Source organism: Anaerostipes sp. AF04-45, from assembly GCF_003461725.1.
Classification (GTDB): Bacteria; Bacillota; Clostridia; order Lachnospirales; family Lachnospiraceae; genus Anaerostipes; species Anaerostipes caccae.
In genome coordinates, this window is the sequence record NZ_QTXQ01000019.1 from 1 (window position 1) to 24042 (window position 24042).

The window sequence follows — 24042 nt, forward strand, 5'->3', positions numbered from 1 at the left end:
GATGCACTAAAGGCAAGCATGTCGCACGCCGAATTTTGCGGCTTCCTAAAGGGAAATGCAATGAAATATTTGTGGCGGTATGACAAGAAAGGAAAGGCAACAGAGGATCTGGAAAAGTCAAGGTGGTACTTGGATCGGCTGTGGGCAGAAACTAAGTCAGAGGTGTAAGTTAAAAATTTAGTGGAGGAGGGAAATATGGATAGACTAACTATTCCGGACGAACATATAGAGGGTGGAATAAGACGAACAGTGATAGATGCAAGAGCGGTAAGAAAAGAGGCTATGACAATATACTGGGCGCTAAAAAAATATGAAGACACCGGGCTTACACCGGAAGAGATTATGGATGGGGAGTTGCTGACGGGGTGGATTCCGGTATCGGAGCGATTGCCGGATGAAAGCGATTATTACTGCGTGACAATAGAAAACACCGAAACAGGCGACAGGATTGAACAAACCATATGGTTTGCACATAAGGATGATTACTATACAGAAGAATCCGAATGGCGCGAGCTTGCAGATTATGAAAAGGTGATTGCATGGAGAAAGCACGCCCCGTACAGTTTGGAAGATTAAGATTTAGTGGAGGTGTGAAGATGGGCAAATTAAAGCCCTGCAAGTATTGCAGGAAGTCAAATATCGCCGTTGAGAGATGGTCGAGCGGCGGAATGATGTACATGGTGAAATGCAACAATCCAGATTGCCCAGTGCCGCCAGAGGGTTACCCGACAGGCAGGAATTTGGAAAAAGTAAAAGACGAATGGAATAAGTGGAATTAAGATTTAATCGAGAAAGGGGAATAAGAATGGAAAAAGGATATAAAGTATTCAATCAATATTGGGAATGCCGAGGATTTAAGTATGAAGTAGGAAAAACATACACAGAGAATTTTAAACCTATATGCTGTGAGCGGGGGTTTCATTATTGCACAGATCTAAAAGATTGTTTTAACTACTATGCCTTTGATCCATATAACAAAGTTGCTGAAATTATTGCGCATGGCGAGATTGACAGAAAAAGCGACAATTCAAAATGCTGTACCAGCAAAATTGAAATTGTACGCGAGATCAGCTGGGAAGAAGTTTTGAGATTAGTAAATATTGGAAAAAGTTGTTCTGGTTTTTGCAACTCAGGCAATCGGAACTCAGGCGATTGGAACTCAGGCAATCGGAACTCAGGCGATTGGAACTCAGGCAATCGGAACTCAGGCAATCGGAACTCAGGCAATCGGAACTCAGGCGATTGGAACTCAGGCAATTGGAACTCAGGCAATTGGAACTCAGGCAATCGGAACTCAGGCAATTGCAACTCAGGCGATTGGAACAAAACAAATTTTGCAAGCGGATGCTTTAATACAAGTGAACCAAAAATAAATTTATTTAACAAACCTTCTAATTGGACTTATCTTGATTGGATACATTCAGACGCAAGATCATTATTAAATCAAATCAATGCATCGCCTACAGAATGGATCAGCGAACAAAGAATGAGTGATAAAGAAAAAGAGATACATCCTGATTACAAAATTACAGGCGGATATTTAAAAGAAAAAGATACATGGGATACATCGAATGAAGCCAATGAGTGGTGGAGTGGATTGAGCAATGATGAAAAACAGATTATTAAGGACATTCCAAATTTTGATGCTTCGATCTTTAAAGAAATTACGGGGATTGATGTAAATTAGGAAATTAAGATTTAAGGAGGTACAGAATGAGTAAGCGACCAGAGATAACAAAAATGTTGTCTTTATCTGTTAGAAGGCATATAAATCAACGCAATGATCCTAGAATTTATTGGGCGGCAGAAGTCACATTTGACTATGGAACCAGCAATGCAATAAGGGTGGATTTTATGCGTTTTAAGCCTGTGAACAATACTATATCTGGCATTGAAAAAGGCGATTTCTATTGCTACGAGGTAAAATCATCCGTGGAAGATTTTCGATCAAAAAATGGACATAACTTCATTGGAGACTTTAATTACTATGTAATGCCGGAAGAAGTATACATTGCAGTACAAAACGAAATACCGCATGCAGTAGGCGTGTATATACCAAATGGAAAGAGCGGACGGGGTGATTGGTATGATTTGCGATCTGTAAAAAAAGCAGTAAGACAAAACAGAAAGAGACCTGTCTCAGAAATGTTGCTCATGATGTTTAGATCGGCGGCAAGAGAAATTGTTTAATTTAAGATTTTGAGGAGAAAACAATGCTAAGATTGGTGAGCGCAGATGAGGTAAAAAAAATAATCTGCAAATATGAAAATAGAACTATACAAAGAACTATGATTTATGAAGTGGAGAAAATGCCTGGAGTGGTTGCCACGGATGAACAGATGCTCGAAATTCTTGGGGATAGCGATATTCAGTTAGATTAAGATTTAAGGAGGGAGAAAGATGACAAAAAACGAAGGTGCGATAATTTCTGCATATACCGGGAAATTGATTGGAAATTTCGATGACTTCCACGCTTACGCTGAAAAAAAGATAGGGAGACCAATCCTCACATTTGAATTTTCCCGGGAAAAAATTTGGAAAGAACTTAAAGAAAAAACCGAATCCGATTTTTTAAAGGTGGTCAGGAATTTACAGTAATCAATAAAACTTAAGATTTAGTCTGGAAGTACGGTTGTTATTAGAAATATCGAGCAAGCCAGGGTGAAATAAGGAGGGGATACGATGTGGCTAATTAATTTTCATTTAGGATTTTCAGCGCTGCTTTTGGCGGCAGATGTCGGAATCTATTGCATGTTCCGCAGGAAGATTAAGAGAAAGGTCGGCGAGATCAAGACAAAAAAAACGGGCAGATTAAACTGGGCGGCAAGCAGAATCAAGCTTTTGCTTTTTCTGTTTATACCAGGAGTAAATATCATTACTTTGCTTTCTCTGCTGATTGTCATTACGGCAGATAAAAATGAGCTTGAGATGTTATATCACTACGGGGAGGAACAGGGTGACGATCAGTAAAAATATACTTATCCAGTACAGCGATATGAAAGAAGAAATAAAAGACCTTCACCGGAGAATAGAGCAGCTAGAGAGGGAATTATACAAAATGGAAGAAGAGGGAACTGTAAAAGATACCGTCACCGGGGGCCTGGGCGGCACACAACACTTTGTTGTAGAAGGATTGCCAGCGCCAGCATTGCGCAGAAAGGCGTTGCAGATCAAAGCCAGGAAAGAAAAAGCAGCGAAAATGGAAGGGGAGCTGTTAGAGCTTGTGTGCCAGGTGGAGGACTATATAAATTCTATTACATCCAGCGAGTTACGGATTATTTTTCGCCTATACTACATAGACGAACTGACGTGGCCCAAGGTAGCACTTACCATGAACCGGATGTTTCCAAAAAGAATATACACGGAGGAAAGCTGCAGAAAAAAACATAGCAGATTTTTAGAAAAAGTTGAAAAGTGTCCGACACCGTCCGGTAAATAAATGATATAGTTATTATAGAACGAATAGGTCAATCGTTCATTTTGTTAGCTGGATGTCACGGCGGCGCCGCTGTGGCAACCAAGCTAAACAGGATAAACCAAAACGCAAGGCGTATTGAAACCTCTAATTATTTACATTGCTCCGGTATCTATAAGGTATCGGGGTTTTTAGGTGCTAAAATTGCCCACAATGCCAGTGCAAATGTTTGTATAATAAAGAAAAAAGGTGTAACAATAAAAGGATAGAAAAAACTTTAAAATACCTATAAACATTTAAAAATACTTAAAATCATGTAGAAACTTATTGAGATTTAAAGATAATCTAGTATAATAAAAGTATGAATTGTTGCACAACATATTGTGATAGCAGTTTATAAAGGAGGATGGAAGATATGGCAAGGGTATTTGATGTAGCAAAGTATATTTTGCACAAAAAAGGGCCTATGACAACGATGAAACTAGAAAAGCTCACATATTATTGCCAGGCATGGTCATTAGCTTGGGATGATGTCCCGTTATTTGACGAAGAGTTTGAAGCATGGGCAAATGGTCCAGTTTGTCCTCAATTATTTGAAAAACACAGAGGACTGTTCGTGGTAGATGAAGACATATTTACGGATAGTGGATCTATACAAAATGTATTTTCAGAAGATGAACTGGAAACTATGGATAACGTGTTAGAATATTATGGAGATAAAGAACCGCAGTGGCTTAGCGAGCTTACTCATAAAGAGGCTCCTTGGAAGATAGCAAGAGCAGGATGTGCGCCAGGAGCATATTGTAATGAAGTAATTACAAAGGAGAGCATGCAAAGTTACTATGGAGGTCTTCAATAAGTGTCAAAGAGCAAAAAGAAGAAGGTAAAAGTTTCTGAAAAACCGAAAGGGATTAAAGAAGCAAGAAATACTGAGAATCCTGAAAGTTATTATGATAAAACACCTAAATGGGTCTTCAAGGATATGGATGTAGATCACGAAAAATGGAGTCTGCAGAAATGCAACAACATTTATCCCTATATTATCGAAAAGATGAAAGATTACGAAGGAATGACCTGGGGAGAAATCATGAAGGCAACCGGAGGAAGAAGAACAGGGAATAATAATCACTTTGAAAACGTCGACGAATTTATCAAGGAAGCTCAGGAAAGATGGATAGAGCTAAAACTTGAGGAGTATTCGGAGGCGTTTTCGCTTCGATTGACAGGAACGCATAGGTTGTATGGGATATTGGAGGATGGAACATTTCGTGTAATATGGTATGATGAAGATCATGAAATATATAAATCAACAAAAAGACATACATAATTTACGAAGCACCTACAAAATGGGTGCTTTTTTCGTGCAAAGATTTAGGACATTTAGCTCAGATGGTAGAGCAGTCGGCTCATAACCGATATGTCCAGGGTTCGATTCCCTGAGTGTCCATTTTTACACCTAGATGGCGGTCCAATAAATCCACGATGCGGGACGCAAAAAACTCATTCGTAAAAATATTGTATTACGTGGAAGATGCAATATACGAATGGCTCTGGAGTAATTAAGGAACGTGCGTGAACGATGGGAAACGTGAGTACGAAACGAGGGCGCACAGGTGGTTTTTAAGGAGCAAAACTTTACAACCGTAATGGGTCTTCTGTGTTCTGTCCTATACAAAAAATAATTATTCTAAGAACACGGTGTGCCCGGCATGGCACATAAAATATATTGCTACGGGCTAAGCCCGTTTGGAGAATTGGCAGAGAGGAAATGCAGCCGGTTGCTAACCGGTACACCGGGAACGGTGCGAAGGTTCGAGTCCTTCATTCTCCGTTATTTACAGATAGAGAGGTGTTGCAGATTGCCAAGGAGTAGGAGTCCAGATTCTATAAAGGCAGAACAGATGTATAAAAGCGGAATGAATCTGGTAGATATAGCAAAAGAGATCGGAAAGCCCCCAGGGACCGTAAGACGGTGGAAAAGCACTCAGGGATGGGATAGCGAACGCTCGGATAAGAAAGCGAACGTTCGGAAACAGGAAACAGAACAGAAAGAAGCCATTGCACCGGAGGTAGAACAGGTAGTAAACAATCCTGATCTAACCGATAAGCAACGGCTTTTTTGTTTGCAGTATGTCAGATGCTTTAATGCTACAAAAGCGTATCAAAAAGCATATGGCGTAGATTACAGCACTGCGGCATCTATTGCGTATAGACTGCTGGAAAACGATGGAGTCAAAAAGGAAATACAGCGTCTTAAGCAGAACCGTCTTAACCGGGAGATGCTTGGAACAGAGGATATCTTTCAGAAGTACATAGACATCGCCTTTGCAGATGTCACAGATTTCACGGATTTTGGTAACTTAGAGATCGACACAGAGAATGGACCTATGACGGTATCGTACGTAAATCTAAAGTCTGCCGGGGAAGTAGACGGCACTCTGATAAACGAGATTTCTAAGGGCAAAGACGGGGTTAAGGTAAAGCTGCCGGACCGGGAAAAGGCCCTGCGGTGGCTGTCGGAGCATATGGACCTTGCGACAGCGGAGCAGAAAGCAAAGGTAGCCTTGTTGACTGCACAGAGAGATAAAATCACCGGGAACAATCAAGAAATTGAAGATATGGACGACATAGAGGGTGAAATCTATGAAAAGTAAGTATAAAAAGAAAAAGACTATACACTTTAATTTCTCTGAAAAGCATAAAAACTATATCCGAAAATGTGAGAACTGTACCTTCAACATAGCAGAGGGGGCGGTAAGAGCAGGAAAAACGGTAGACAATGTATTTTCGTTTGCTCACGAGATTAAAGATACAAAGGATCGTATTCACCTTGCGACAGGATCTACCATGGCAAATGCAAAGCTGAACATTGGAGACTGTAACGGCATGGGGTTAGAGTGGATCTTTCGTGGACAGTGCCACTGGGGAAAGTATAAGGACAATGAGGCGTTGTTTATCAAAGGACCTGCGACAAAGAATCGGCAGCGGATTGTGATTTTTGCAGGAGCAGCAAAGGAAGACAGCTATAAAAAGATCCGTGGAAACTCCTATGGGTTTTGGATTGCTACGGAGATCAACCTGCATCATATTAATACGATTCGTGAGGCGTTCAATCGTCAGCTTGCGGCCCAAAACAGAAAAATCTTCTGGGACCTGAACCCGGACAATCCGAACGCCTTTATCTATACGGACTATATAGACAAATATGCGGCACTGGATGAAGACGGCACGCTCCTGGGTGGATTCAATTACATGCATTGCACTCTGTATGACAATATCAATATACCAGAAGAAAGAAAACGGGAAATCGAGAGTCAGTATGATCCTAATAGTATGTGGTATTTGAGGGATATAAAAGGACAGCGTGTCATTGCAGAAGGGCTGATTTATAGGCAGTTTGCAGATGATACAAGTGCAAAACTCTATCACTTCCGTAAAGCTGAAAAGCCTATGAATCTCATGCGGATCAATCTTGGAATAGACTTTGGAGGCAGCGGGTCAGGCCATGCGTTTACTGCAACAGGGATTGAACGGGGATTTAATGGTATTGTGGCTCTGGCAGCAGAACGGCACAGATGTGATACCGAGGACATAGATCCGGATAAGCTGGGGCAGTTATTTGTAGATTTCTGCCTAAAGGTAATCAATATCTATGGATCCATTGACGTTGTGTATTGTGACAGTGCAGAGCAAACGCTCATTCTTGGTATCAAGGCTGCGCTTAGAAAGTCCGGGCTTGGATGGATTCGAGTAGAAAACGCCCTGAAAACAGTAATAAATGACCGGATCAGAGCGACTACAAGGCTGATGGCACAGCAAAGGTTCCGTTACATGGATCTGATGTGTGACAGTCTTGTAACAGCCTTATGCAGTGCTGTATGGAATCCAAAGAACCTGACAGAAAATGAAAGACTGGACGATGGAACCAGCGATATTGATAGCCTGGATTCCTTTGAATATACATTTGAGCGTGATATTGCAAACTTGATCCGATATGAATAGGAGGTGAGAACAAAAATATGAAATTTACAAGATTACTGACACTAATCACTGAAGTCCTGAATAAGGATTCCGAGACAAAAATAGATGCGTGCCTGACCAGCCAAATGGCACGAGACATTGAATTATGGTCCCGTATGTACGAAGATAAAGCCCCTTGGCTTGAAAAGGATAAAATATATTCCATGGGGATTCCGGCAGCAGTGTCGGGAGAATTGGCAAGATTGGCACTGCTTGAGTCAGAAACCGAAGTGACAGGAGGAACCAGGGCGGACTATCTGAATACGCAATATAAAAAGGCGATAAGATATATACGGCAGCAGTTGGAGTATGGTTCCGCAAAAGGTGGAATGGTGCTAAAACCGTATGTCACAAGCACCGGAATCAGCGTGGAATATATACACGGGGATGCCTTTTTCCCGATCAATTTTGATAGTTCAGGGAAAATGACAATGTGTGCTTTTGCAAGCCAACTGAGGAAAGGACAAAAGATATATACAAAACTTGAGATACACGAGCTTACAAACGGGCTTTTAAGAATCAGTAACCGAGCTTTTGTCAGTACCAATGATTTTAGCCTTGGATCAGAAATATCTGTGGGATCTGTTGAGGAATGGTCCGAACTTTCGGGGTCTGTCACATTCTCAGGGATGGACCGACTGCCTTTTGGGTATTTCAAAGTTCCGCTGGCAAACAATTCAGATTCGACCTCACCTCTTGGGGTGTCTGTTTTCTCAAAAGCGATTGATCCTATCAGAAAAGCAGATAAAAGATACTCACAAATAGACTGGGAGTATGAGGCAAAGGAAACCGCTGTCCATATCGGTGAATCCATGCTGAAATATGATAAGACGCAAGATCGGTTTATATATCCAGATGGCAAGGATCGGCTATACAGAGGATTACAGTTCAACGCAGGAGCTACGGATAAGCCTTTGCTGGATGTATTTTCACCGGATATTCGAGATTCTTCTTATTATAATGGCTTGAACCATCAGCTACGACTGGTGGAATTTAATTGTAGCCTTGCATATGGGACTTTATCTGATCCGAATAATGTTGATAAGACAGCCGAGGAAATAAAGAGTAGCAAGCAAAGATCTTTTGACATGACCAAAGACATGCAGGGAGCACTACAAGAGGCTCTGGAAGATATGTTGGTTGCTATGGATTTTTACACAAGTATTTATCATCTGGCCCCGGTCGGTTCTTATCAAACTACATTCAACTGGGGTGACAGCATCCTATCCGATAGAGAAAAAGAGCTGGCAGCAATGCAGCAGGACGTGACCGCCGGAATCATCAGAAAAGAAATCTATATTGCAAAAAAATACGGAGTGTCGGAAGAAGAAGCCCTCAAGATGATGCCGCCACAGCAGAATGATCCGTTTGGCATACAGGAAGAGTAGGTGATAGCATATGCTTGATCCAGAATACCTGGATAAATGCAGTGACCAACTCCTAGCCTTAATAGATGAATTGTCAATCTCTCTTATCGGAGATATTGCCCGCCGGATTGCAAAGACAAAGCAGATCACAGACACAGCAAAGCATCAGGCTCATGTCCTGCAGAACGCCGGAATGGTCTATCAAGACGCTGTTAAACGGATCGGACAGACAACCGGATATATAGATCGGGAGATAGACCGATTATTTAAAGAGGCCGGGGTTAAAAATACACAAAATGAATCTGTCATTTACAAAATGGCTGGAATGGAACCGAAGGAGTTGCATCAGTCAAAGGAAATGCAGCAGATTCTAAACGCCAACCTTAGAAAGACCAAAGGAGAGATAAAGAATCTTACTCTCACAACGGCGAACAAGGCGCAGAGTTCTTACATAAATGCTTGCAATAGTGCCATGCTTAAGGTACAGTCCGGGGCATTTTCTTACGATAAGGCCATAGCGGATGCAATAAAAGAGGCAGCAGTACAGGGCACAGAGGTATTGTATCCGAGCGGGCACGCAGATAAGCTTGACGTGGCTGTCAGGCGGGCCGTATTAACGGGAGTTAATCAGTCAGCGGCAGAAATGACACTTGCTTACGCTCAAGAGATGGGGTGCGATTACGTAGAAGTAACAGCGCATAGCGGCGCCAGACCATCGCACGCACTCTGGCAGGGGCTGGTGTTCTGTATATCTGGGAAAGATCCTAACTACCCTCCGTTTTCCATGACCGGATATGGAACAGGGGAGGGGCTTTGCGGATGGAATTGCAGGCATAACTTTCACGTCTTTATTCCTGGCGTGTCTGTGCGAGCATATACAGATGCAATGCTTCAAGACTATGACACGAAGAAATATGAGTATAAAGGTAAAAAATATAAAGAATATGAAGTTTCACAGATGCAGCGTTTCCAGGAGAGACAGATCAGAGGGACAAAGCGCAAGCTGGCCGGATACGATGCCGGGGTCAAGGCAGCAGACGGTGACGATGTGTTGAAAGGCACATTGCAGCAGCGTTTTGAATCTGAATCTGTGCGGCTCAAGGAGCAGGAAAAGAAGTTAAAAGAGTTCTGCAGGCAGACGGGCCGCCGGGTAGAATCTGCAAGGACTCAGGTTCATGCGGTCTTGGACGGAAACGGCAACATTGTAGGCTTTAACCGAAGTGTGGCTCAAAAGGCTGTATGGGCGGCAAAACTTACAAGGAAGGAAAAGAATACTGGAAAATTCGCAGGATTAGAAATACCATTACAGAAAAGAAGTGTCGATAAAATCTCTAAAAAATATGGACTTGAAATAAGAGATTTAACAATAAAAATACAAAGAAATGAAGAGCTTATAAAGCTACATTATCTTGGAAGTACGGACTATGATAACATAGGAAGGATTGACCTTTTTCCAAGGGCATTTAAAGATGAAAAAGAACTGGTAAGGACAATCATCCATGAAAGATGCCATGTTTTACAGCTTCGGAAGTACGGGAAAAAGTATACACAAGATCATTTAGCAGAAATGGAAAAACAGGCTTACAAGTTTGAAGAATTTTGGTATAATATAGTCAGAAAGAGGGTGGAGCCATGAAATGGTTAGAAAATTTGATATCTTATCAAAAGAATGGGGACGCCGGGAAGTGTCCATTCTGTGGGGCTGAAAATGTGAAGGTTGAAAAATTACAATTTGGAAGAAATACTATTTGCTTTAAATGTCAAAACTGCGGTCAAGCCGCACTTTTTGATGGGGATATTACAAAAAACGAGTAGAGTCAGTGTAGAAAGCATCCAGAGATGGGTGCTTTTGTTATGCTATTAGAGAGGAGGGAGCGGTGTATTAAAACTTAAAAGATCGCACAGAAAAACAGGAGAATGGATTCTATACAATCCGGACAATTTTGCACTTCACACCCACTGCCGGAGTAAACGGGTGGCGTTGGTTATAAAATCCAACGTGGAGCGGGGCAGACTTCCAAGGAGCCGCAACCTGCGGACGCTGGAAAGTCATATCCGGGTTACGGGCAATCAGAAGTATATCCGGCAGATAGAACAGATCATAGAAGAAATCAAACACGCTTAGGCGTGTTATTTTTATGCAGCAAATGAACTGGTCAGGTGATTAGACCTAAAATAGTCCGGTCACTGGTGGATAGTTACACACCTAAAATAACTTAATAGTGATAAAGAAAGGGAGAAGAGAATGAACACAGACGATTTAAAAGCACAGGGACTAACACAGGAACAGATTGACTTTGTTATGGCTGAACATGGGAAAGTTGTAAATCCATTAAAGTCAGATCGTGACAGTTTTGAGACTCAGTTAAAAAATGCAAAGACAACATTGAAAAGTTTTGAAGGAGTGGACGTTACAGAGCTGCGAACCCAGATCACGAATCTTACAAATGATTTACAGAAAAAAGATGAAGATCACAGCAGAGAGATCCAAGACATGAAATTTAATTCTGCGATCAAAGACGCAATCTTAAAGGCTGGCGGTAAAAATGAAAAGGCAGTAATGGCGATCCTTGACATTGACAGCTTAAAAGAGAGCAAGAATCAGGATCACGACATTGAAGACGCTTTAAAGAAAGCAAAAGAGGAAAACGATTACCTTTTTCAGCCAGAAAAAGAAATTCCAAAGTTTGTGTCAAGTACTCCTGGGGCAACTGGTGAAAATGATGATTTAAAGAGCAAAGCAAACGATGCACTGAGAAGTGTATTCGGGAAAGAATAGGAGGTATATATGGCAGTACATATTACAAGCAGGGCAGACGCAGAGGCAATTATCCGGGAACAGGTGGTAAGTACCATTTTTCAGGATGCACCAAAGCAGTCTGTATTTATGGGGTTGGCAAAAAAGTTGCCAAACATGACAAGCAATCAAACAAGGATCAGAGTTCTTGATTTCTTACCGACTGCTTACTGGGTAAACGGAGATACAGGCATGAAACAGACATCCAACCAGGCGTGGGATAATGTCTATATTAATGCCGGAGAGCTTGCGGTAATCGTTCCGATCCCGGAGGCCGTATTGGATGATGCTGAGTTTGATATTTTCGGAGAAATCACACCGAGGGTTAATGAAGCGATCGGACAGAAAGTGGACAGTGCGATTATCTTCGGCTCAAATCGTCCGGCAGAATGGCAGAATGATATTATCACTTTGGCAAGACAGGCAGGGAATAATGTACCAGTCGGGGCATCTCCTGATTATTACAAGTTAATCATGGAGGAAAACGGTGTCATTGCAAATATAGAGGAATCTGGATATATGGCAACTGGTGCGTTGGCTGCCATGGGAATGAGAGCGAAACTTAGAGGTATTAGAGCAACAGACGGAACCCCGATCTTTAAGTCAGATATGCAGGGAACAACGCAGTATGCACTTGACGGCGCACCGATGTATTTCCCTCAGAATGGTTCTTTTGATTCTTCTATTGCACAGCTGGTTGTAGGAGACTTTAAACAGGCAGTATATTCTATCCGTCAGGATATAACAGTTAAAATCTTAGACCAGGGAGTTATCCAGGACCCTTCCACGAAAGAAATCGTATATAACCTTGCACAGCAGGACATGGTGGCTTTACGAGTTGTATTCCGCATGGGATGGGCTCTTCCAAACCCGGCAACAAGAATGGACGAAGACCGACTTGGTTGTCCTTTTGCTTACTTGGAGCCAACTGTGCCAGTAACAACGCAGACAGTAACACTGACAGTGAAAGATAATGCAGAAGAAGCACAGCCGATTGAGGGCGCGATTGTGGACGTGAACGGCTCAAGACAAAAAACAGACGCAACCGGACAGGTGGTGTATAACTTGAGAAAGGGTACTTATCCGGCGAAAGTAAAGAAGAATGGATATTCTCAGGTAACGACTACGATCAATGTCGATGCTGCGGCAGTAACACAGGAGATTGTATTGGTCGAAAAGGCATAAGGAGGTCACGGTATGGTAGAGTATGCAGACTACACATTTTATAAAGAGCAGTTCAATGGCAGCACCATACCGGAGGCTGCCTTTTCCTCTGTCATCCTGCGGGCGAGCATCTATATAAAGTACATCACATTTGGACGAATAGAGGATACAGAGATCCCGGAGGAGGTCAGGCTGGCTGCCTGTGCCGTGGCTGAGGTGATGTACCAGGCCGATGCCGCAGGGCAGCAGAAAGAGAAGAAGTCAGAGACGGTCGGAAATGTCTCTGTATCCTATGTAACGGAGCAGCAGGACGGACAAACAAGAGAGGCGGCAGCGGCAAAGAAACAGTATGCAGCTGCTTATCCGTACTTAATCCATACCGGGTTGTTATACAGGGGGTGTCGGTAATGGTTACAAACGCAGACATAACACTCTACAACAAGGTATATGACCGGGATGCTGGGGCGAACCGCTATTACCGGACAGTCTTAAAAGGCGTGAACTGGCAGGATACCACAGCCGTGCAGCCCACAGACAAGGGGATTGTAAGTGCTGATGTGGCAGAAATCTATATCCCGTTTGCGGTAGAGACGGAAAAGCAGTTCCGGAAACTGAAAAACTTTGTGCAGGAGCCAGAAAAGACGGGATTTTTTACGGTCGAAGCTGGGGACCTGGTGGTCCAAGGTATCGTAGGAGACGAACTGACCAGCGCAAAAGACGAAGAGCGGATGAAAAACACCTATGATGATGTACGGACCATCGCTGTTGTAGAGACGAACGACAACGGCAGCCCGGAAATGCAGCATTGGAAGGTGACGGCTGAATGAAGATAAAAGTCAAGATTGCTCCTGCAAACGTAATCCTTACAGAAAGGAACCTGCAGAAAGGTGGTCCCGGTCAGAGACTTGCTGTGCATGAAGTGCGCAGAATATCGGATGCATACGTCCCTTTTCTCAACGGTCCACTGAAAAATACTGCGATTGAGACAACGTACTGCATAAAGTACATCACCCCATATGCAAAGAAGAATTACGAAGAAAATAAGGGCAAGGGACTGCGTGGAAAACATTGGGACAAGAGAGCGTTTGCCGACAGAGGGCGAGAGGTTCTGGTATCTATTGCGAGGTTTGTAGGAGGAAAGCCAAAATGACGATTGTGGAGGCTATACGGAACATTGTTAAGCAATGCCCGTATCTAGATGAGTATTGCAAAGGGATCGGGGTGGATTACCTGGGTAGTGACACAACGTACTACTCGATAGAATCCGTTCCATCACAAACAGTTTTGAAAAAAGATATTGTCGGAAATACCAAACGGCAACATCTATTTAATTTTGCCAGTCGGGAGCTATACGGCGAAGAAGTGCGGCAGAACCTTGAAAACATCGGGTTCTTTGAGCACTTTTCAGACTGGCTGGAACAATTCTCTGAGGCCGGGGAGTTCCCGGAATTGGAGAAAGGTAAGGAAGCAATAAAAATCGAAGCGATTACGAGCGGTTATGCGTTTGATACGGAGCTTGACAAGGCAAAGTATCAGATTCAGTGCCGCTTTATTTATTACCAGGAAAGGAAGGTATAACATGGCATTAAAAAGTGTAAGACAGAGAAGGATGCAGGCGAACTATCTGGACATTGGGACCGCAGAGGAAGAAAATTTTGTCCTGATGGGGACAGGGTTCACGGACCTTAATGAGGAACCGGGAGCGCAGACCAGTTCAAAACGGTACGTAAACGATGCATCTACCAGCAAGGGAATCACCGGGTACGAGTGGCAGGCACCGTACACAGCAGACCAGATTCGATCAGAAGAGGCGATTGCCTATATCTGTGAGATCGGTGAACTTTTAAAAACAGGAGCAGATGCAGAGACAGACTACGTGATCGTAGATCTGGACCAGAAGGAAAGCGCAGAGAATACCTACCATGCCCGCAAGTTCCACGTGGCGATCGAAGTAGCCAGCTTTGGAAACGAAGATGGAGAAATGAACTGTGAAGGTAACCTGTTAGGTATCGGGGATGTAGTCGAGGGAACATTTAATACCAGCACTAAGAAATTTACAGTGAAAGGCGATACACCCTCTTAAAGCCGTAACGGGGGTGGCGTTGAATAAAACAACGCTATCCCTTGCAGTTGCGGCGAAAGAGACACTTACGGCAACCGTAGAGCCTGCGGACGCTACGGATAAGACAGTTACATGGTCCAGCACAGATACTAGCATAGCAACGGTATCTAATACCGGGGAAGTGACCGGGGTTGCAGCAGGGGCCGCGGATGTGACAGTGACAACGACAGATGGAAATAAGACGGCAACCTGCGCCATTACGGTAACAGCAGGAGCATAGAGAAAAAGACAGTGAACATGGAGGAGTAAAGGATATGAACAAGATTTTTAAATGGAATGGGGCAGAGTTTAAATTCTCTGCTCTGGATGCGGATATGATTGAGAAGTTTGGAACGATTAAGCAGCAGACGTTTGAGGAACTGATGGAATATGAAAAAAAGCACGAGATTAACGGAGTCTTAAATGCAGAAGGTGTTCGGGCTGAATGTAAGATCATTGACCGGACATTTGATAAGCTGCTGGGAGATGGTGCGGCAAAGAAAATGTTTTCTGATACAGACATCCATGAACGAGTTGCTGCATTTAACAAACTTGTGAACCTGCGAGAGGCACAGGTAGAATCTTATAACAAACTTGTCCAGTCCATGGCAGGTGACTAATGAATATCCTGACGGATCAGCTGCCGGAAACCGTTCTGGTGGCTGGTCAGGAATATAAGATCAATACAGACTTCCGTGTGTCAATCATGTTTGAGGAGATGATACAGGACAAGAACATCACGGAAGAACAGCGGTTTTTCGTGGAAGAATTGCTGAATATCTCAGAGTTTGATGGAGACGAGAAAAAAGCCAGGCTGCTTGCGAAATACAATAGCGGCCTGGCCTTGTATTATCCGGTGATCCCGGAGGATTTGGATGGAGCGATCTCACAAATGCTGTGGTTTTACCAGTGTGGCAAGACAGAAGAACAGAAGCAGTCCGGGAAAGGAAAGAAGCAGGAACAGATATACAGCTTTGCGTATGATGCAGATTACATCTATGCTGCCTTTATGGAACAGTACGGAATTGATCTAAACGCTGCCGATCTGCACTGGTGGAAGTTCTCTGCCATGTTCGCCGGTCTGAAAGAAGACTGCCTAATCTCTAAAGTAATGGGATACCGGGCAGCAGATACCGCAGGTATGGATAAGGACCAGAAGAAATTTTATAAAAAGATGAAAGAAATATATAAGCTACCGGAGAATGTGTCCGAAGAAGACAGGATGTTGGAAGAAGAAGTTACTAAGGCCCTTTTGAGTGGTGGGGACCTGAGCAATATTTTATAAGAGGTGAAAAATGGAAGATAAGAGAATTGACATTGTCAAAAGAATCGGAGAAGCCGTGCAACAAGGTTTGAAAGAAGGAATTGAGACAAAGCCGCTGTTTGAGGTAATGGGATACGGATCTGAAAGCAAGGTGTATTTCCTTGGAACTGACATCAGCCAGGTTGCCACAAAGATGGAATTGAAACTTGATAGCGATACAGGAGATCGCTCTTTAACTTTAGACCTCGACCTTGATGCTCTTGAAAAGGAGGTCTACAAAGACAAGGTAAAATTTTATATTTGACGACAATAAAACACTAAAAACACTGTAACACAGAGGTTGCAGGGGAGCGGAACTCTACGCCCAGGAAGATAGAGACGTGAACATAGAAGACAGACGCAGGCAAAAAAGAAAGGAGAATATATGCCTGACGGAAGTATTGAAATCGAAGTTGAGTTAAATTCGGAAAAAGCCGAAAAAGAACTCAAACAACTATCGAGAACACTGGACACAGAGACGAAAAAAGCGGCGAAATCCGCAGAAACTGCGACCAAGCAGGCGGCAAAGTCCGCAGAAACCTCTGTAAAACAAGCAAGCAAAACAACAGAACAGGCGGCAAAAAAAGCCGGGAAGACAGCGGAAACAGCCGCAAAGCAAGCCGGAGAGAAAGCCTCGCAGAGCACGAAAAAGGCCGGAGAGGAACAGAAGCGGTCTTATAAGCAAACGGAGGCACAAGCGAAGAAAAGTGCGGAAAATGCAGAGAAATATTGGTCTGGTGCTGCCAGCAAGATAAAACCTGCGGTATCTACCGGAATGAAAGCAACCGGAGCCGCAGTTATTGCGGGCGGTGCGGCATCTTTGAAAGCAAGTATTTCGTTTGAAAGTGCTTTTGCTGGTGTAAAAAAGACAGTAAATGCCACGGATAAAGAACTGAATATCATGCGAAAAGACATTTTAAATATGTCGAAAGAGATGCCAACCTCTGCAAATGAGATCGCAGGGGTAGCAGAGGCAGCCGGACAGCTTGGCATTAAGACGAAGAATATCGCAGGATTCTCTAAAACCATGGTTATGCTTGGAGATTCTACGAACATGTCCGCAGATACGGCGGCAACCTCTCTGGCAAGGCTGGCAAACATCACACGGATGCCACAGACGCAGTTTGGACGGCTGGGATCTGTAATTGTAGATTTAGGAAATAATCTGGCCACAACAGAGCAAGAGATTACGGATATGGCTCTTAGACTTGCAGGAGCTGGACATCAGGTTGGAATGTCAGAAGCAGATATACTTTCCTTTGCTGGGGCGTTATCTTCTGTAGGGATCGAGGCAGAAGCTGGTGGAACGGCATTTTCTACCCTAATGTCGAAAATGAATCTTGCAACTACCAAGGGCGGTGACGAATTAAACGACTTTGCGAAAGTGTCTGGCATGACGGCGGATCAGTTCAAAAAGGCATTTAAAGAAGATGCAGCAGGAGCTATTATTTCCTTCATCCAAGGCTTGGATAAGGTAAATAAGAGTGGCGGCAGTGCAATAAAAGTCCTGGACGATATGGGGCTTTCCGATATCCGTATGAGGGATGCACTGTTAAGAGCAGCGGGAGCATCTGGGACATTTACAGAAGCCTTAAAGATCGGCAATAATGCGTGGAACGAAAATAAGGCCCTTACGAACGAAGCTGGGCAGCGGTACAAGACGCTAGAAAGTCGGATCAAAATATTTGGAAATAAGTTTACTGCGCTCGGAATTGCAGTGGGAGATGAACTCAAAGGACCGCTTGCGGATGGAGTGGCAGCGGCATCGGATGCAATCGGAGGATTAGCGGACCAGGTAGAAGCCCATGGGCTTAAATCTATCATCCCGAAAGAGACGATTACCACGGTCAAAAATCTTGGCTCTGCGGCAAAGACAGTCGCAGGTGGCGGTCTGAAAGTATTGGGATCTGCGGCGAAGTTCCTAGGAGAGAACATGCAGACGGCACTTCCGTTAGCAACAAGTCTTTTGGTTGTGCTTAAAGGCTACAAAGCTGCACAGGCCGTTTCTGGAAGTGTAAGCGCATTGGGGACAGCATTAAAAGCACTCAATGCTCTGGAAAAAGCGAACGCAATTACGCTTGTTGCTCAGCAGGGAGGACTTACAGCATTACAGACCGTGGTTGGAATCTTCACAGGAAAGATCACGCTTGCCACAGCAGCAACAGGAGCATTTAATGCGGCATGTACTGCCCTTGGTGGTCCTATTGGTATGGCTGTACTTGCCATCGGAGCATTAACTGCTGGTGCTGTTGCCTATAAAATGACACTTCCTAAGGTCACAACGGAATCAGAGAGATTTGCGGACTCATGTGAGAAATTGCATGAAGAGCAGCAAAAATTCTCTAAATCAGCTAGAGACCTAAATGCTACAAATGAAAAGAGCATAGATACGACAAAAGCACAGGGAGTAGAGGCAGATAACTATTTCAAAAAGCTGAAAAGTCTTGTTGGTGTAGAAAAGAAAAGTGCCGGACAGAAGAAACAAATATCGGCTATTGTGGCGAAGCTTAACGGACTTTTACCGGGTCTGAACGCTCACTACGACGAAGAAAAAGACAAGTTAGATAAGTCTACGGCAGCCATAAAGAGGAATATCAAGGCCCAGAAAGCATTGGTAATGGCAAAAGCGTACCAGAAGGGTATGGAGGCCAACGCAGAAAAGCTGGCGGACGCAGAGATAAAATATGAAGAGGCTGTAAAGAAGAGATCAAAGGCAGAAAAAGATGGTGAAGTTGCCGCAGAGAAGCACAAAGAATTATACGATAAGTATATGAAAGATGGTACGCTTTCTGCTGATGAAGATAAGGTATTAGATAAGTATTCCAAAAAGATGGAAGATAATGCAGCGGCATATTACGAAGCAGACAAAGCTGCAAATGGTTATAAGGATACGATCAATGACCTTACCGGAAAAATGAGTGCGTATGAAGAAAAGATGGATGCACTCAACAATTTTGCTGATTACACGAATAATATAAACAAACTCGCCAAGGAAGCAGGGATAAAGGCAAAAGAGATACCGAAGACCATCGGTGAAAGTATTAAAGAAGGGATATATGAAGCCCCGCAGACCGGGGATGAACTCAAAAAGCTGATTTCTATTGATCCAATGATCCAGGAGCTGAAAAAGAAGGGACAAGAAATCCCGATCAGTTTATCTCAGGGAATCATATCAGGGAAATATGCAATTCCGGGTTCTATGGCAGAGATGGAATCGCTTATAAAGTTCGATAGTCTAAGCCAGAAATCTCTTTCAGGAGGGCTAAAAGTACCGGAATCATTGGCACAAGGTATTGCATCAGGAAAAATAAAGCCAAGTGAGGCTGTAAAGCAGATGCAAAGTCTGATTGATTTCAGTGATGCGGTCAAGAAGTCAGGGAAGGCCGGAGATGATGCAGTCAAGTCCCTTGTTAAATCGGTAAATAACGGTAAAACATCTCCAAAAAAAGCCATGGAAGAATTGGCAAAGCTTATGGGAGATGTCGGAGAAAAAGAGGCTGGAAAAGCTGGGAATAAAACCGGGAAGAAGATCGACGACAGTACAGCTGCGGGCGTGGATAAAAACAAAGGAAAGATCAAGACCGCGACACAGGGCGCAGTAGATAATGCGAAAACCGTAGATACTAGCGGATTTAATTCTTTAGGTTCAAGCATCGCTTCTGGAATCGCTGCCGGAATCGGAGGTAATGCAGGAGTTGTTGCAGCGGCAGCAGTCAGTGTTGTAAACCAGGCACTGGCAGAGGCAAAGTCTAAAAAAGGCGCAGACGTCAACTCACCTTCTAAAAAGTTTAGGGATAAACTAGGAACGGCGATTCCAGAAGGTCTTGCAAAAGGTATCTATAAAGGATCGGGAGCTGTCACCAAAGCATCTGTTGCCATGACGCAGGCGACTCTAAGTGCAGCAACAAAGGATCTCGGCATCCATTCTCCGTCCACAGTCTTTAAAAACATGGTCGGAAAGAACATTCCAAAGGGGATAGCAAAAGGCATCAAAGAGGGACAGAGTGAGCTTGTGGCAGAGATGAAAAGTGTCATTTCTGCGGCGTTATCTGCGGCAAAGAAAGCAACATTCAAAGGCAATTATTCCGAAATCGGCAGCGATCTTTTAAGTGGGCTGAGCGACTCTCTGAGCATTGCGAAACAGCGGTCAAGCGAGACGGTGCAGGAGATCATTGACCAGTCGTACAATAAGCAAGTAAAAGCATCAGAAAAGGCAGAAGCGAAGCTACAAAAGAAAATCGACAAGCTTGGCAGCAAAAAGAAGAATAAGAAAAAGAAAGCAAAGCTTAAAGAAGAACTTAAGGACTTAAAAGCTGCGAATGACAAGAAGGAAAAGAAACTAAAGCTTGCAGGAGAAAAGGCCGCAAATGCCTATAATACAGCGTTTGAGAAAGAAGCGGACCGCCTGACGAAGATTGCTGAGGAGAAGATCCAGGAGCTTTCAGAGAAGTACCAGGAACAGTACAACGAGATCAAGAGCCTGCGGGACAATCTTACAAGCAAGCAACAGAGTTACGGCAGTCTTTATGATCTGGACCAGAACCTCTATGACATAGAAGACTACCAGAAACGCCTGAAAGCCTTGGAAAACAAAATTCCTGATTCCATGATGCAGCGTATCCTTGGCATGGATGTGGAAGAAGGGCGACAGTATATGGCCTGGTTCCAGTCCCTTACGGCGGCAGAGCAGAAAGCCTACACGGACAAGTGGAACAAACAGCAATCCATGGCAGAAAGCTTTTCAGAGTCCTTCTTTAAAGACGACTTTGAGAAGATTAATAAGGAATATCAAGCAGCAATAAAAAAAGAAACAGATAATCTGAATGCCGAGATGAAAAAGGCCGGGGCTAACGTTGCTAAAGGTTTGGCAGCTGGAATAACCGGAGAAACCCGGAATCTGAGCAAAGCCATGAAAAAGCTTTGCAAAGATATTGTAAAAGCCGCAAAAAAAGAACTGAAAATAAAATCCCCATCTCGTGTATTCGCCCAGATCGGAAAGTTTACGATCCAAGGAGCCGAAAAGGGACAGGAGAAAGAGGCACCGAGACTGTATCGGCAAGTTGAAACTGTTGCGGATACCATGGCGGCACGTTTTGCGAAAGCAAAGCTTAATATACCGGAGTTACAGAGCAGGATGCAAACAGCGGTGTCAAGGCAGATGGGCAAGATCACAGCGAGTGTGCAGCCGCAGGTTGTCTATGCCGGAGGCGGTGGTACAACGACGATAGAGAAGACGGTCTATACCGGGCCGGAAAAGATAGAGGTTGTAACAAACATAGGGGGCCGAGAAGCGGCAAGGACGCTGGCCCCGTTCATGGACAGCAGGCTGAACAGTATGGCAGATAGAAAAGCAAGAGGGGGTGTATAGATGGAAGATAGAGGAACATTAGGTGTGCAGATCGGAGGAAAGCACACTTTAAAAGACTGGAATCTGGGGTGGTTGTCGATCACCCTTGGATTCCCGGAGGCAAAGACGTATGAGCAGGAAATACCGGGTGCAGACGGAATTATCGACCTTACGGAGGCAGTCACAGGAGATGTGAAATACAAGCAAAGGTCAATCTCTATGGAGTTTGACCAGCTGGATGCTGATTACTTTGATTGGCAGGCAAAGCTATCAGAGATCGCAAACTACCTAGCAGGACAGAAATTTAAGATTTTCTTGGACAGTGATCCGGCGTTCTATTACATAGGACGGTTGAAACTGGACACCGAAAAGTCAGAAAAGGCAGAAAGTAAAATCACCATCTCCGGGGAGGTCGACCCGTACAAATATGAAAAGTATAGCAGTCTGGAAGACTGGACCTGGGACGACTTCAATTTCGAAACAGGAATCATACGGGAATATAAAGATCTGCAGGTGGATGGGAGCTATCAACTCTACATTCCGGGGCGCAGAAAAAAGATCGTGCCCGTGATCGAGTGCAGCGCAGCGATGCAGGTGACATACAATGGGAAAAAGTACAGTCTCCCGGCTGGAAAGTCAAAGGTGTTTGATATATGGCTGGGCGAAGGAGACAACTATCTTACTTTTGTCGGGAATGGCACGGTATCTGTCGAATATAGAGGGGGTAGTTTGTAATGTATAGAGTATTGTGCGATGGAAAGGTCCTGCACGATGTACGGGACGAAGACTATATGCTGATGGAACCGAAGGTTTCACTGGAACTGAACAAGACCGGGAACTTTGATTTCTCAATTCTTCCCAGGCATCCGAATGCAGATGTTATCAATAAGCTGAAATCAAAAATTGAAGTCTATGAGGATTCAGAACTATTGTTTTCGGGTAGATCATTGACAAATGAAATAGACTTTCAGCAAACTGGTCAGATCTCTTGTGAGGGAGAGCTGGCTTTTTTGTTAGATTCTGTTCAGAGGGCGCACACATACGGCTGGGATTCAGGAGAAGTCAATAAAATTGAAACAAATGTCGATATTTTTAGGGCTTTGATTGCAGAACATAACTCTCAGGCGGGGCCAGATAAGCAATTTACCGTGGGAACGATAGATATTGACAGTGAACGGATTAAAAAGCTGGCTACTAATTATGAGACGACATGGGACTTTATAAATACGAACTTTCTTGGAAAGTACGCTGGGTATTTGCGGGTCCGGCACGAAAACGGTGTGCGATATTTGGACTATGTAAAGCAGTATGGAAAGGTCAACAATCAGGTGATCCGGTTCGGAGAAAATCTCCTCGATTTGAAAAAGTACACCAAGGCCGAAAATATCAAGACTGCAATTATCCCCCTGGGCGCAAACGGACAGACAAAGATCACGAATATAAACGGCGGGAAAGATTATGTCTATAACCAAGAGGCCGTGGACTTATACGGATGGATTTTTGAGAAAGTGGATTTTCCCGATGTGGTGGATGCTCAGACGTTACTTGCAAAAGCGCAGGAATATCTTAAAACCTGCGTGAATCTTGCAATCACAATAGAACTCACAGCGGTAGATCTGCACATGATAGACGTGGATATAAACGCTATCAGATTGGGCGATTTGGTCCCATGCGTGTCACAGCAGCATGGACTTCTGAGCACCATGGGAGATGTGTCTACCTACTATCTGGTAAGCAAATATGAAATTGATCTGGAAAACCCGGCCAATAACAAGATTGTGCTGGGCCGGACGATCAGTAGCCTGACCGATAAGGTGGCAGGTACATCTAACCTGACAAATATCGTGCAGGGGATGGCCGGGAGCGTGAACACCGCTGTAAACACAGCAAACAACGCCGCAAACACTGCGCAGCAGGTGAAGGTGGAAATGGACGCAATTACAAACAAGATCTGGCCCGTAAATAGCATTTACATTAACACGGTAAACGTAAATCCAAGCACTTTTCTTGGAGGGGTATGGGTGCCGTTTGCAACCGGGAAAACCATCGTCGGCGTGGATACCGGACAGACAGAGTTTAATACTCCGGAGAAATCCGGAGGGCATAAGGAATTACAATCACATGCACACGGACTTAACGGTCACAATCACAGTGTAAATATTACGTCTGGAGGTCAAAGCGCTTCTCACAATCATACAACCGGAAACAGCAGTTATAAATACTGGCCAGTAGCAACGGGAATACCGGAGGCAGACAGCGGAGATGTTGGAGGAAATACATATAAATATCCTCGCATTCCAAGCGGCGCAACATGGGGAAATATTACAAATACAGGTAACCAGTCGAGTGACCATTCACATTATGTATCCGGAAGTACAGGCGGCAACAGCGGAAACACAACATCTACAGGAGGCGGAAATGCCGGGAATTTACAGCCATATATAACGGTATATATGTGGAAAAGGATAGGTTAGAAAGGAGCAGATATGACAATACAAGAAGCATTAAATAATATCAAAAATGCCGTG

Annotated in this window: 32 protein-coding genes, 2 tRNA genes and 1 pseudogene; all 35 read left to right on the forward strand. The window is 43.8% G+C overall.

What is annotated here, in order from left to right; all coding sequences use genetic code 11:
• Nucleotides 1-168: DUF3310 domain-containing protein (locus DWV34_RS18145; protein ID WP_147342265.1), on the forward strand; the 168-nt coding region annotated here is incomplete at its 5' end.
• 27 nt (nucleotides 169-195) lie between these two features.
• Complete coding sequence (locus tag DWV34_RS16690) at nucleotides 196-576, forward strand: DUF551 domain-containing protein (protein ID WP_118476727.1); 381 nt, start codon at nucleotides 196-198, stop codon at nucleotides 574-576.
• A 20-nt stretch (nucleotides 577-596) separates the two neighbouring features.
• Nucleotides 597-779 (forward strand): hypothetical protein, encoded by a 183-nt coding sequence (locus DWV34_RS16695; RefSeq protein WP_118476728.1) that lies wholly within the window; start codon nucleotides 597-599, stop codon nucleotides 777-779.
• 26 nt (nucleotides 780-805) lie between these two features.
• Nucleotides 806-1204: pseudogene (locus DWV34_RS18240) on the forward strand (pentapeptide repeat-containing protein); the annotation flags it as partial.
• Complete coding sequence (locus tag DWV34_RS17800) at nucleotides 1101-1373, forward strand: hypothetical protein (RefSeq protein ID WP_243000944.1); 273 nt, start codon at nucleotides 1101-1103, stop codon at nucleotides 1371-1373. The pseudogene DWV34_RS18240 and the gene DWV34_RS17800, both read left to right, overlap by 104 nt.
• A gap of 113 nt (nucleotides 1374-1486) precedes the next feature.
• Nucleotides 1487-1687: a hypothetical protein gene (locus tag DWV34_RS17805; RefSeq protein WP_243000947.1), complete on the forward strand. Its 201-nt coding sequence runs from the start codon at nucleotides 1487-1489 to the stop codon at nucleotides 1685-1687.
• A 26-nt stretch (nucleotides 1688-1713) separates the two neighbouring features.
• Nucleotides 1714-2190, forward strand: coding sequence for a hypothetical protein (locus DWV34_RS16705; protein ID WP_118476730.1), 477 nt, complete (start codon nucleotides 1714-1716; stop codon nucleotides 2188-2190).
• A 23-nt stretch (nucleotides 2191-2213) separates the two neighbouring features.
• Nucleotides 2214-2381 carry a hypothetical protein gene (locus DWV34_RS17455; RefSeq protein WP_009290785.1) on the forward strand — a complete coding sequence of 56 codons (168 nt, stop codon included), beginning with the start codon at nucleotides 2214-2216 and terminating at the stop codon, nucleotides 2379-2381.
• Between the two features lie 19 nt (nucleotides 2382-2400).
• Nucleotides 2401-2598: a DUF7736 domain-containing protein gene (locus DWV34_RS16710; protein ID WP_009290786.1), complete on the forward strand. Its 198-nt coding sequence runs from the start codon at nucleotides 2401-2403 to the stop codon at nucleotides 2596-2598.
• An 84-nt stretch (nucleotides 2599-2682) separates the two neighbouring features.
• Entirely contained in the window at nucleotides 2683-2970 is a 288-nt protein-coding gene (locus tag DWV34_RS16715) for a hypothetical protein (protein WP_118476731.1), read from the forward strand.
• Nucleotides 2957-3439, forward strand: coding sequence for a hypothetical protein (locus tag DWV34_RS16720; protein ID WP_006566295.1), 483 nt, complete (start codon nucleotides 2957-2959; stop codon nucleotides 3437-3439). The genes DWV34_RS16715 and DWV34_RS16720 overlap by 14 nt, the downstream gene beginning before the upstream one ends.
• Before the next feature lie 391 nt (nucleotides 3440-3830).
• Nucleotides 3831-4274: a Panacea domain-containing protein gene (locus DWV34_RS16725; protein WP_039930632.1), complete on the forward strand. Its 444-nt coding sequence runs from the start codon at nucleotides 3831-3833 to the stop codon at nucleotides 4272-4274.
• Nucleotides 4275-4742 (forward strand): hypothetical protein, encoded by a 468-nt coding sequence (locus DWV34_RS16730; RefSeq protein ID WP_009290790.1) that lies wholly within the window; start codon nucleotides 4275-4277, stop codon nucleotides 4740-4742. It abuts the gene before it with no gap.
• A gap of 47 nt (nucleotides 4743-4789) precedes the next feature.
• Nucleotides 4790-4862 (forward strand) — tRNA-Ile (locus DWV34_RS16735).
• 301 nt (nucleotides 4863-5163) lie between these two features.
• Nucleotides 5164-5246: transfer RNA gene (locus tag DWV34_RS16740), tRNA-Ser, on the forward strand.
• On the forward strand, nucleotides 5218-6069 hold the full coding sequence (locus DWV34_RS16745) for a terminase small subunit (RefSeq protein ID WP_330417064.1): 852 nt from the start codon (nucleotides 5218-5220) through the stop codon (nucleotides 6067-6069). The genes DWV34_RS16740 and DWV34_RS16745 overlap by 29 nt, the downstream gene beginning before the upstream one ends.
• Nucleotides 6059-7417 (forward strand): PBSX family phage terminase large subunit, encoded by a 1359-nt coding sequence (locus DWV34_RS16750; RefSeq protein WP_118476733.1) that lies wholly within the window; start codon nucleotides 6059-6061, stop codon nucleotides 7415-7417. Before DWV34_RS16745 ends, DWV34_RS16750 begins: the two co-directional genes overlap by 11 nt.
• Before the next feature lie 17 nt (nucleotides 7418-7434).
• On the forward strand, nucleotides 7435-8823 hold the full coding sequence (locus DWV34_RS16755; RefSeq protein ID WP_118476734.1) for a phage portal protein: 1389 nt from the start codon (nucleotides 7435-7437) through the stop codon (nucleotides 8821-8823).
• A 10-nt stretch (nucleotides 8824-8833) separates the two neighbouring features.
• Entirely contained in the window at nucleotides 8834-10438 is a 1605-nt protein-coding gene (locus tag DWV34_RS16760) for a phage minor capsid protein (protein ID WP_118476735.1), read from the forward strand.
• Entirely contained in the window at nucleotides 10435-10617 is a 183-nt protein-coding gene (locus tag DWV34_RS16765) for a hypothetical protein (protein WP_118476736.1), read from the forward strand. Before DWV34_RS16760 ends, DWV34_RS16765 begins: the two co-directional genes overlap by 4 nt.
• Nucleotides 10618-10777: 160 nt before the next feature.
• On the forward strand, nucleotides 10778-10927 hold the full coding sequence (locus DWV34_RS16770; protein ID WP_243000950.1) for a hypothetical protein: 150 nt from the start codon (nucleotides 10778-10780) through the stop codon (nucleotides 10925-10927).
• A 120-nt stretch (nucleotides 10928-11047) separates the two neighbouring features.
• Nucleotides 11048-11581, forward strand: coding sequence for a phage scaffolding protein (locus tag DWV34_RS16775; RefSeq protein WP_118476738.1), 534 nt, complete (start codon nucleotides 11048-11050; stop codon nucleotides 11579-11581).
• Nucleotides 11582-11590: 9 nt separating this feature from the next.
• On the forward strand, nucleotides 11591-12784 hold the full coding sequence (locus DWV34_RS16780) for a phage major capsid protein (RefSeq protein ID WP_118476739.1): 1194 nt from the start codon (nucleotides 11591-11593) through the stop codon (nucleotides 12782-12784).
• A gap of 12 nt (nucleotides 12785-12796) precedes the next feature.
• The gene (locus DWV34_RS16785; RefSeq protein WP_118476740.1) at nucleotides 12797-13171 is read left to right on the forward strand and encodes a hypothetical protein; all 375 of its coding nucleotides are present in this window, start codon (nucleotides 12797-12799) and stop codon (nucleotides 13169-13171) included.
• Nucleotides 13171-13590 (forward strand): DUF6751 family protein, encoded by a 420-nt coding sequence (locus DWV34_RS16790; protein WP_118476741.1) that lies wholly within the window; start codon nucleotides 13171-13173, stop codon nucleotides 13588-13590. The genes DWV34_RS16785 and DWV34_RS16790 overlap by 1 nt, the downstream gene beginning before the upstream one ends.
• A complete protein-coding gene (locus DWV34_RS16795) occupies nucleotides 13587-13913 on the forward strand; it encodes a minor capsid protein (RefSeq protein WP_006566281.1) in 327 nt (108 codons plus the stop codon). Before DWV34_RS16790 ends, DWV34_RS16795 begins: the two co-directional genes overlap by 4 nt.
• Nucleotides 13910-14341: a hypothetical protein gene (locus DWV34_RS16800; RefSeq protein ID WP_006566280.1), complete on the forward strand. Its 432-nt coding sequence runs from the start codon at nucleotides 13910-13912 to the stop codon at nucleotides 14339-14341. The genes DWV34_RS16795 and DWV34_RS16800 overlap by 4 nt, the downstream gene beginning before the upstream one ends.
• 1 nt (nucleotide 14342) lies before the next feature.
• Nucleotides 14343-14846 carry a hypothetical protein gene (locus DWV34_RS16805; RefSeq protein WP_118476742.1) on the forward strand — a complete coding sequence of 168 codons (504 nt, stop codon included), beginning with the start codon at nucleotides 14343-14345 and terminating at the stop codon, nucleotides 14844-14846.
• A gap of 13 nt (nucleotides 14847-14859) precedes the next feature.
• A complete protein-coding gene (locus DWV34_RS16810) occupies nucleotides 14860-15105 on the forward strand; it encodes an Ig-like domain-containing protein (RefSeq protein WP_118476743.1) in 246 nt (81 codons plus the stop codon).
• Nucleotides 15106-15139: 34 nt separating this feature from the next.
• Nucleotides 15140-15484 (forward strand): DUF6673 family protein, encoded by a 345-nt coding sequence (locus DWV34_RS16815; RefSeq protein ID WP_118476744.1) that lies wholly within the window; start codon nucleotides 15140-15142, stop codon nucleotides 15482-15484.
• Nucleotides 15484-16149 (forward strand): bacteriophage Gp15 family protein, encoded by a 666-nt coding sequence (locus DWV34_RS16820; RefSeq protein ID WP_118476745.1) that lies wholly within the window; start codon nucleotides 15484-15486, stop codon nucleotides 16147-16149. The genes DWV34_RS16815 and DWV34_RS16820 overlap by 1 nt, the downstream gene beginning before the upstream one ends.
• 10 nt (nucleotides 16150-16159) lie before the next feature.
• Nucleotides 16160-16432: a hypothetical protein gene (locus DWV34_RS16825; protein WP_118476746.1), complete on the forward strand. Its 273-nt coding sequence runs from the start codon at nucleotides 16160-16162 to the stop codon at nucleotides 16430-16432.
• A 120-nt stretch (nucleotides 16433-16552) separates the two neighbouring features.
• Nucleotides 16553-21535, forward strand: coding sequence for a phage tail tape measure protein (locus tag DWV34_RS16830; protein ID WP_243000952.1), 4983 nt, complete (start codon nucleotides 16553-16555; stop codon nucleotides 21533-21535).
• Nucleotides 21536-22249 carry a phage tail domain-containing protein gene (locus DWV34_RS16835; RefSeq protein ID WP_118476747.1) on the forward strand — a complete coding sequence of 238 codons (714 nt, stop codon included), beginning with the start codon at nucleotides 21536-21538 and terminating at the stop codon, nucleotides 22247-22249.
• Nucleotides 22249-23988, forward strand: coding sequence for a phage tail spike protein (locus tag DWV34_RS16840; RefSeq protein WP_118476748.1), 1740 nt, complete (start codon nucleotides 22249-22251; stop codon nucleotides 23986-23988). The genes DWV34_RS16835 and DWV34_RS16840 overlap by 1 nt, the downstream gene beginning before the upstream one ends.
• Nucleotides 23989-24042: the final 54 nt, after the last annotated feature.

Coding starts and splice junctions, on each gene's coding strand:
- DWV34_RS16800 (WP_006566280.1), top strand. CDS start 13,910: ATGACGATTGTGGAGGCTATACGGAACATTGTTAAGCAATGCCCGTAT.
- DWV34_RS16755 (WP_118476734.1), top strand. CDS start 7,435: ATGAAATTTACAAGATTACTGACACTAATCACTGAAGTCCTGAATAAG.
- DWV34_RS16780 (WP_118476739.1), top strand. CDS start 11,591: ATGGCAGTACATATTACAAGCAGGGCAGACGCAGAGGCAATTATCCGG.
- DWV34_RS16835 (WP_118476747.1), top strand. CDS start 21,536: ATGGAAGATAGAGGAACATTAGGTGTGCAGATCGGAGGAAAGCACACT.
- DWV34_RS16710 (WP_009290786.1), top strand. CDS start 2,401: ATGACAAAAAACGAAGGTGCGATAATTTCTGCATATACCGGGAAATTG.
- DWV34_RS16750 (WP_118476733.1), top strand. CDS start 6,059: ATGAAAAGTAAGTATAAAAAGAAAAAGACTATACACTTTAATTTCTCT.
- DWV34_RS16820 (WP_118476745.1), top strand. CDS start 15,484: ATGAATATCCTGACGGATCAGCTGCCGGAAACCGTTCTGGTGGCTGGT.
- DWV34_RS17805 (WP_243000947.1), top strand. CDS start 1,487: ATGAGTGATAAAGAAAAAGAGATACATCCTGATTACAAAATTACAGGC.
- DWV34_RS16765 (WP_118476736.1), top strand. CDS start 10,435: ATGAAATGGTTAGAAAATTTGATATCTTATCAAAAGAATGGGGACGCC.
- DWV34_RS17455 (WP_009290785.1), top strand. CDS start 2,214: ATGCTAAGATTGGTGAGCGCAGATGAGGTAAAAAAAATAATCTGCAAA.
- DWV34_RS16790 (WP_118476741.1), top strand. CDS start 13,171: ATGGTTACAAACGCAGACATAACACTCTACAACAAGGTATATGACCGG.
- DWV34_RS16705 (WP_118476730.1), top strand. CDS start 1,714: ATGAGTAAGCGACCAGAGATAACAAAAATGTTGTCTTTATCTGTTAGA.
- DWV34_RS16805 (WP_118476742.1), top strand. CDS start 14,343: ATGGCATTAAAAAGTGTAAGACAGAGAAGGATGCAGGCGAACTATCTG.
- DWV34_RS16775 (WP_118476738.1), top strand. CDS start 11,048: ATGAACACAGACGATTTAAAAGCACAGGGACTAACACAGGAACAGATT.
- DWV34_RS16815 (WP_118476744.1), top strand. CDS start 15,140: ATGAACAAGATTTTTAAATGGAATGGGGCAGAGTTTAAATTCTCTGCT.
- DWV34_RS16695 (WP_118476728.1), top strand. CDS start 597: ATGGGCAAATTAAAGCCCTGCAAGTATTGCAGGAAGTCAAATATCGCC.
- DWV34_RS16725 (WP_039930632.1), top strand. CDS start 3,831: ATGGCAAGGGTATTTGATGTAGCAAAGTATATTTTGCACAAAAAAGGG.
- DWV34_RS16795 (WP_006566281.1), top strand. CDS start 13,587: ATGAAGATAAAAGTCAAGATTGCTCCTGCAAACGTAATCCTTACAGAA.
- DWV34_RS16785 (WP_118476740.1), top strand. CDS start 12,797: ATGGTAGAGTATGCAGACTACACATTTTATAAAGAGCAGTTCAATGGC.
- DWV34_RS16760 (WP_118476735.1), top strand. CDS start 8,834: ATGCTTGATCCAGAATACCTGGATAAATGCAGTGACCAACTCCTAGCC.
- DWV34_RS16825 (WP_118476746.1), top strand. CDS start 16,160: ATGGAAGATAAGAGAATTGACATTGTCAAAAGAATCGGAGAAGCCGTG.
- DWV34_RS16840 (WP_118476748.1), top strand. CDS start 22,249: ATGTATAGAGTATTGTGCGATGGAAAGGTCCTGCACGATGTACGGGAC.
- DWV34_RS16690 (WP_118476727.1), top strand. CDS start 196: ATGGATAGACTAACTATTCCGGACGAACATATAGAGGGTGGAATAAGA.
- DWV34_RS16715 (WP_118476731.1), top strand. CDS start 2,683: ATGTGGCTAATTAATTTTCATTTAGGATTTTCAGCGCTGCTTTTGGCG.
- DWV34_RS16830 (WP_243000952.1), top strand. CDS start 16,553: ATGCCTGACGGAAGTATTGAAATCGAAGTTGAGTTAAATTCGGAAAAA.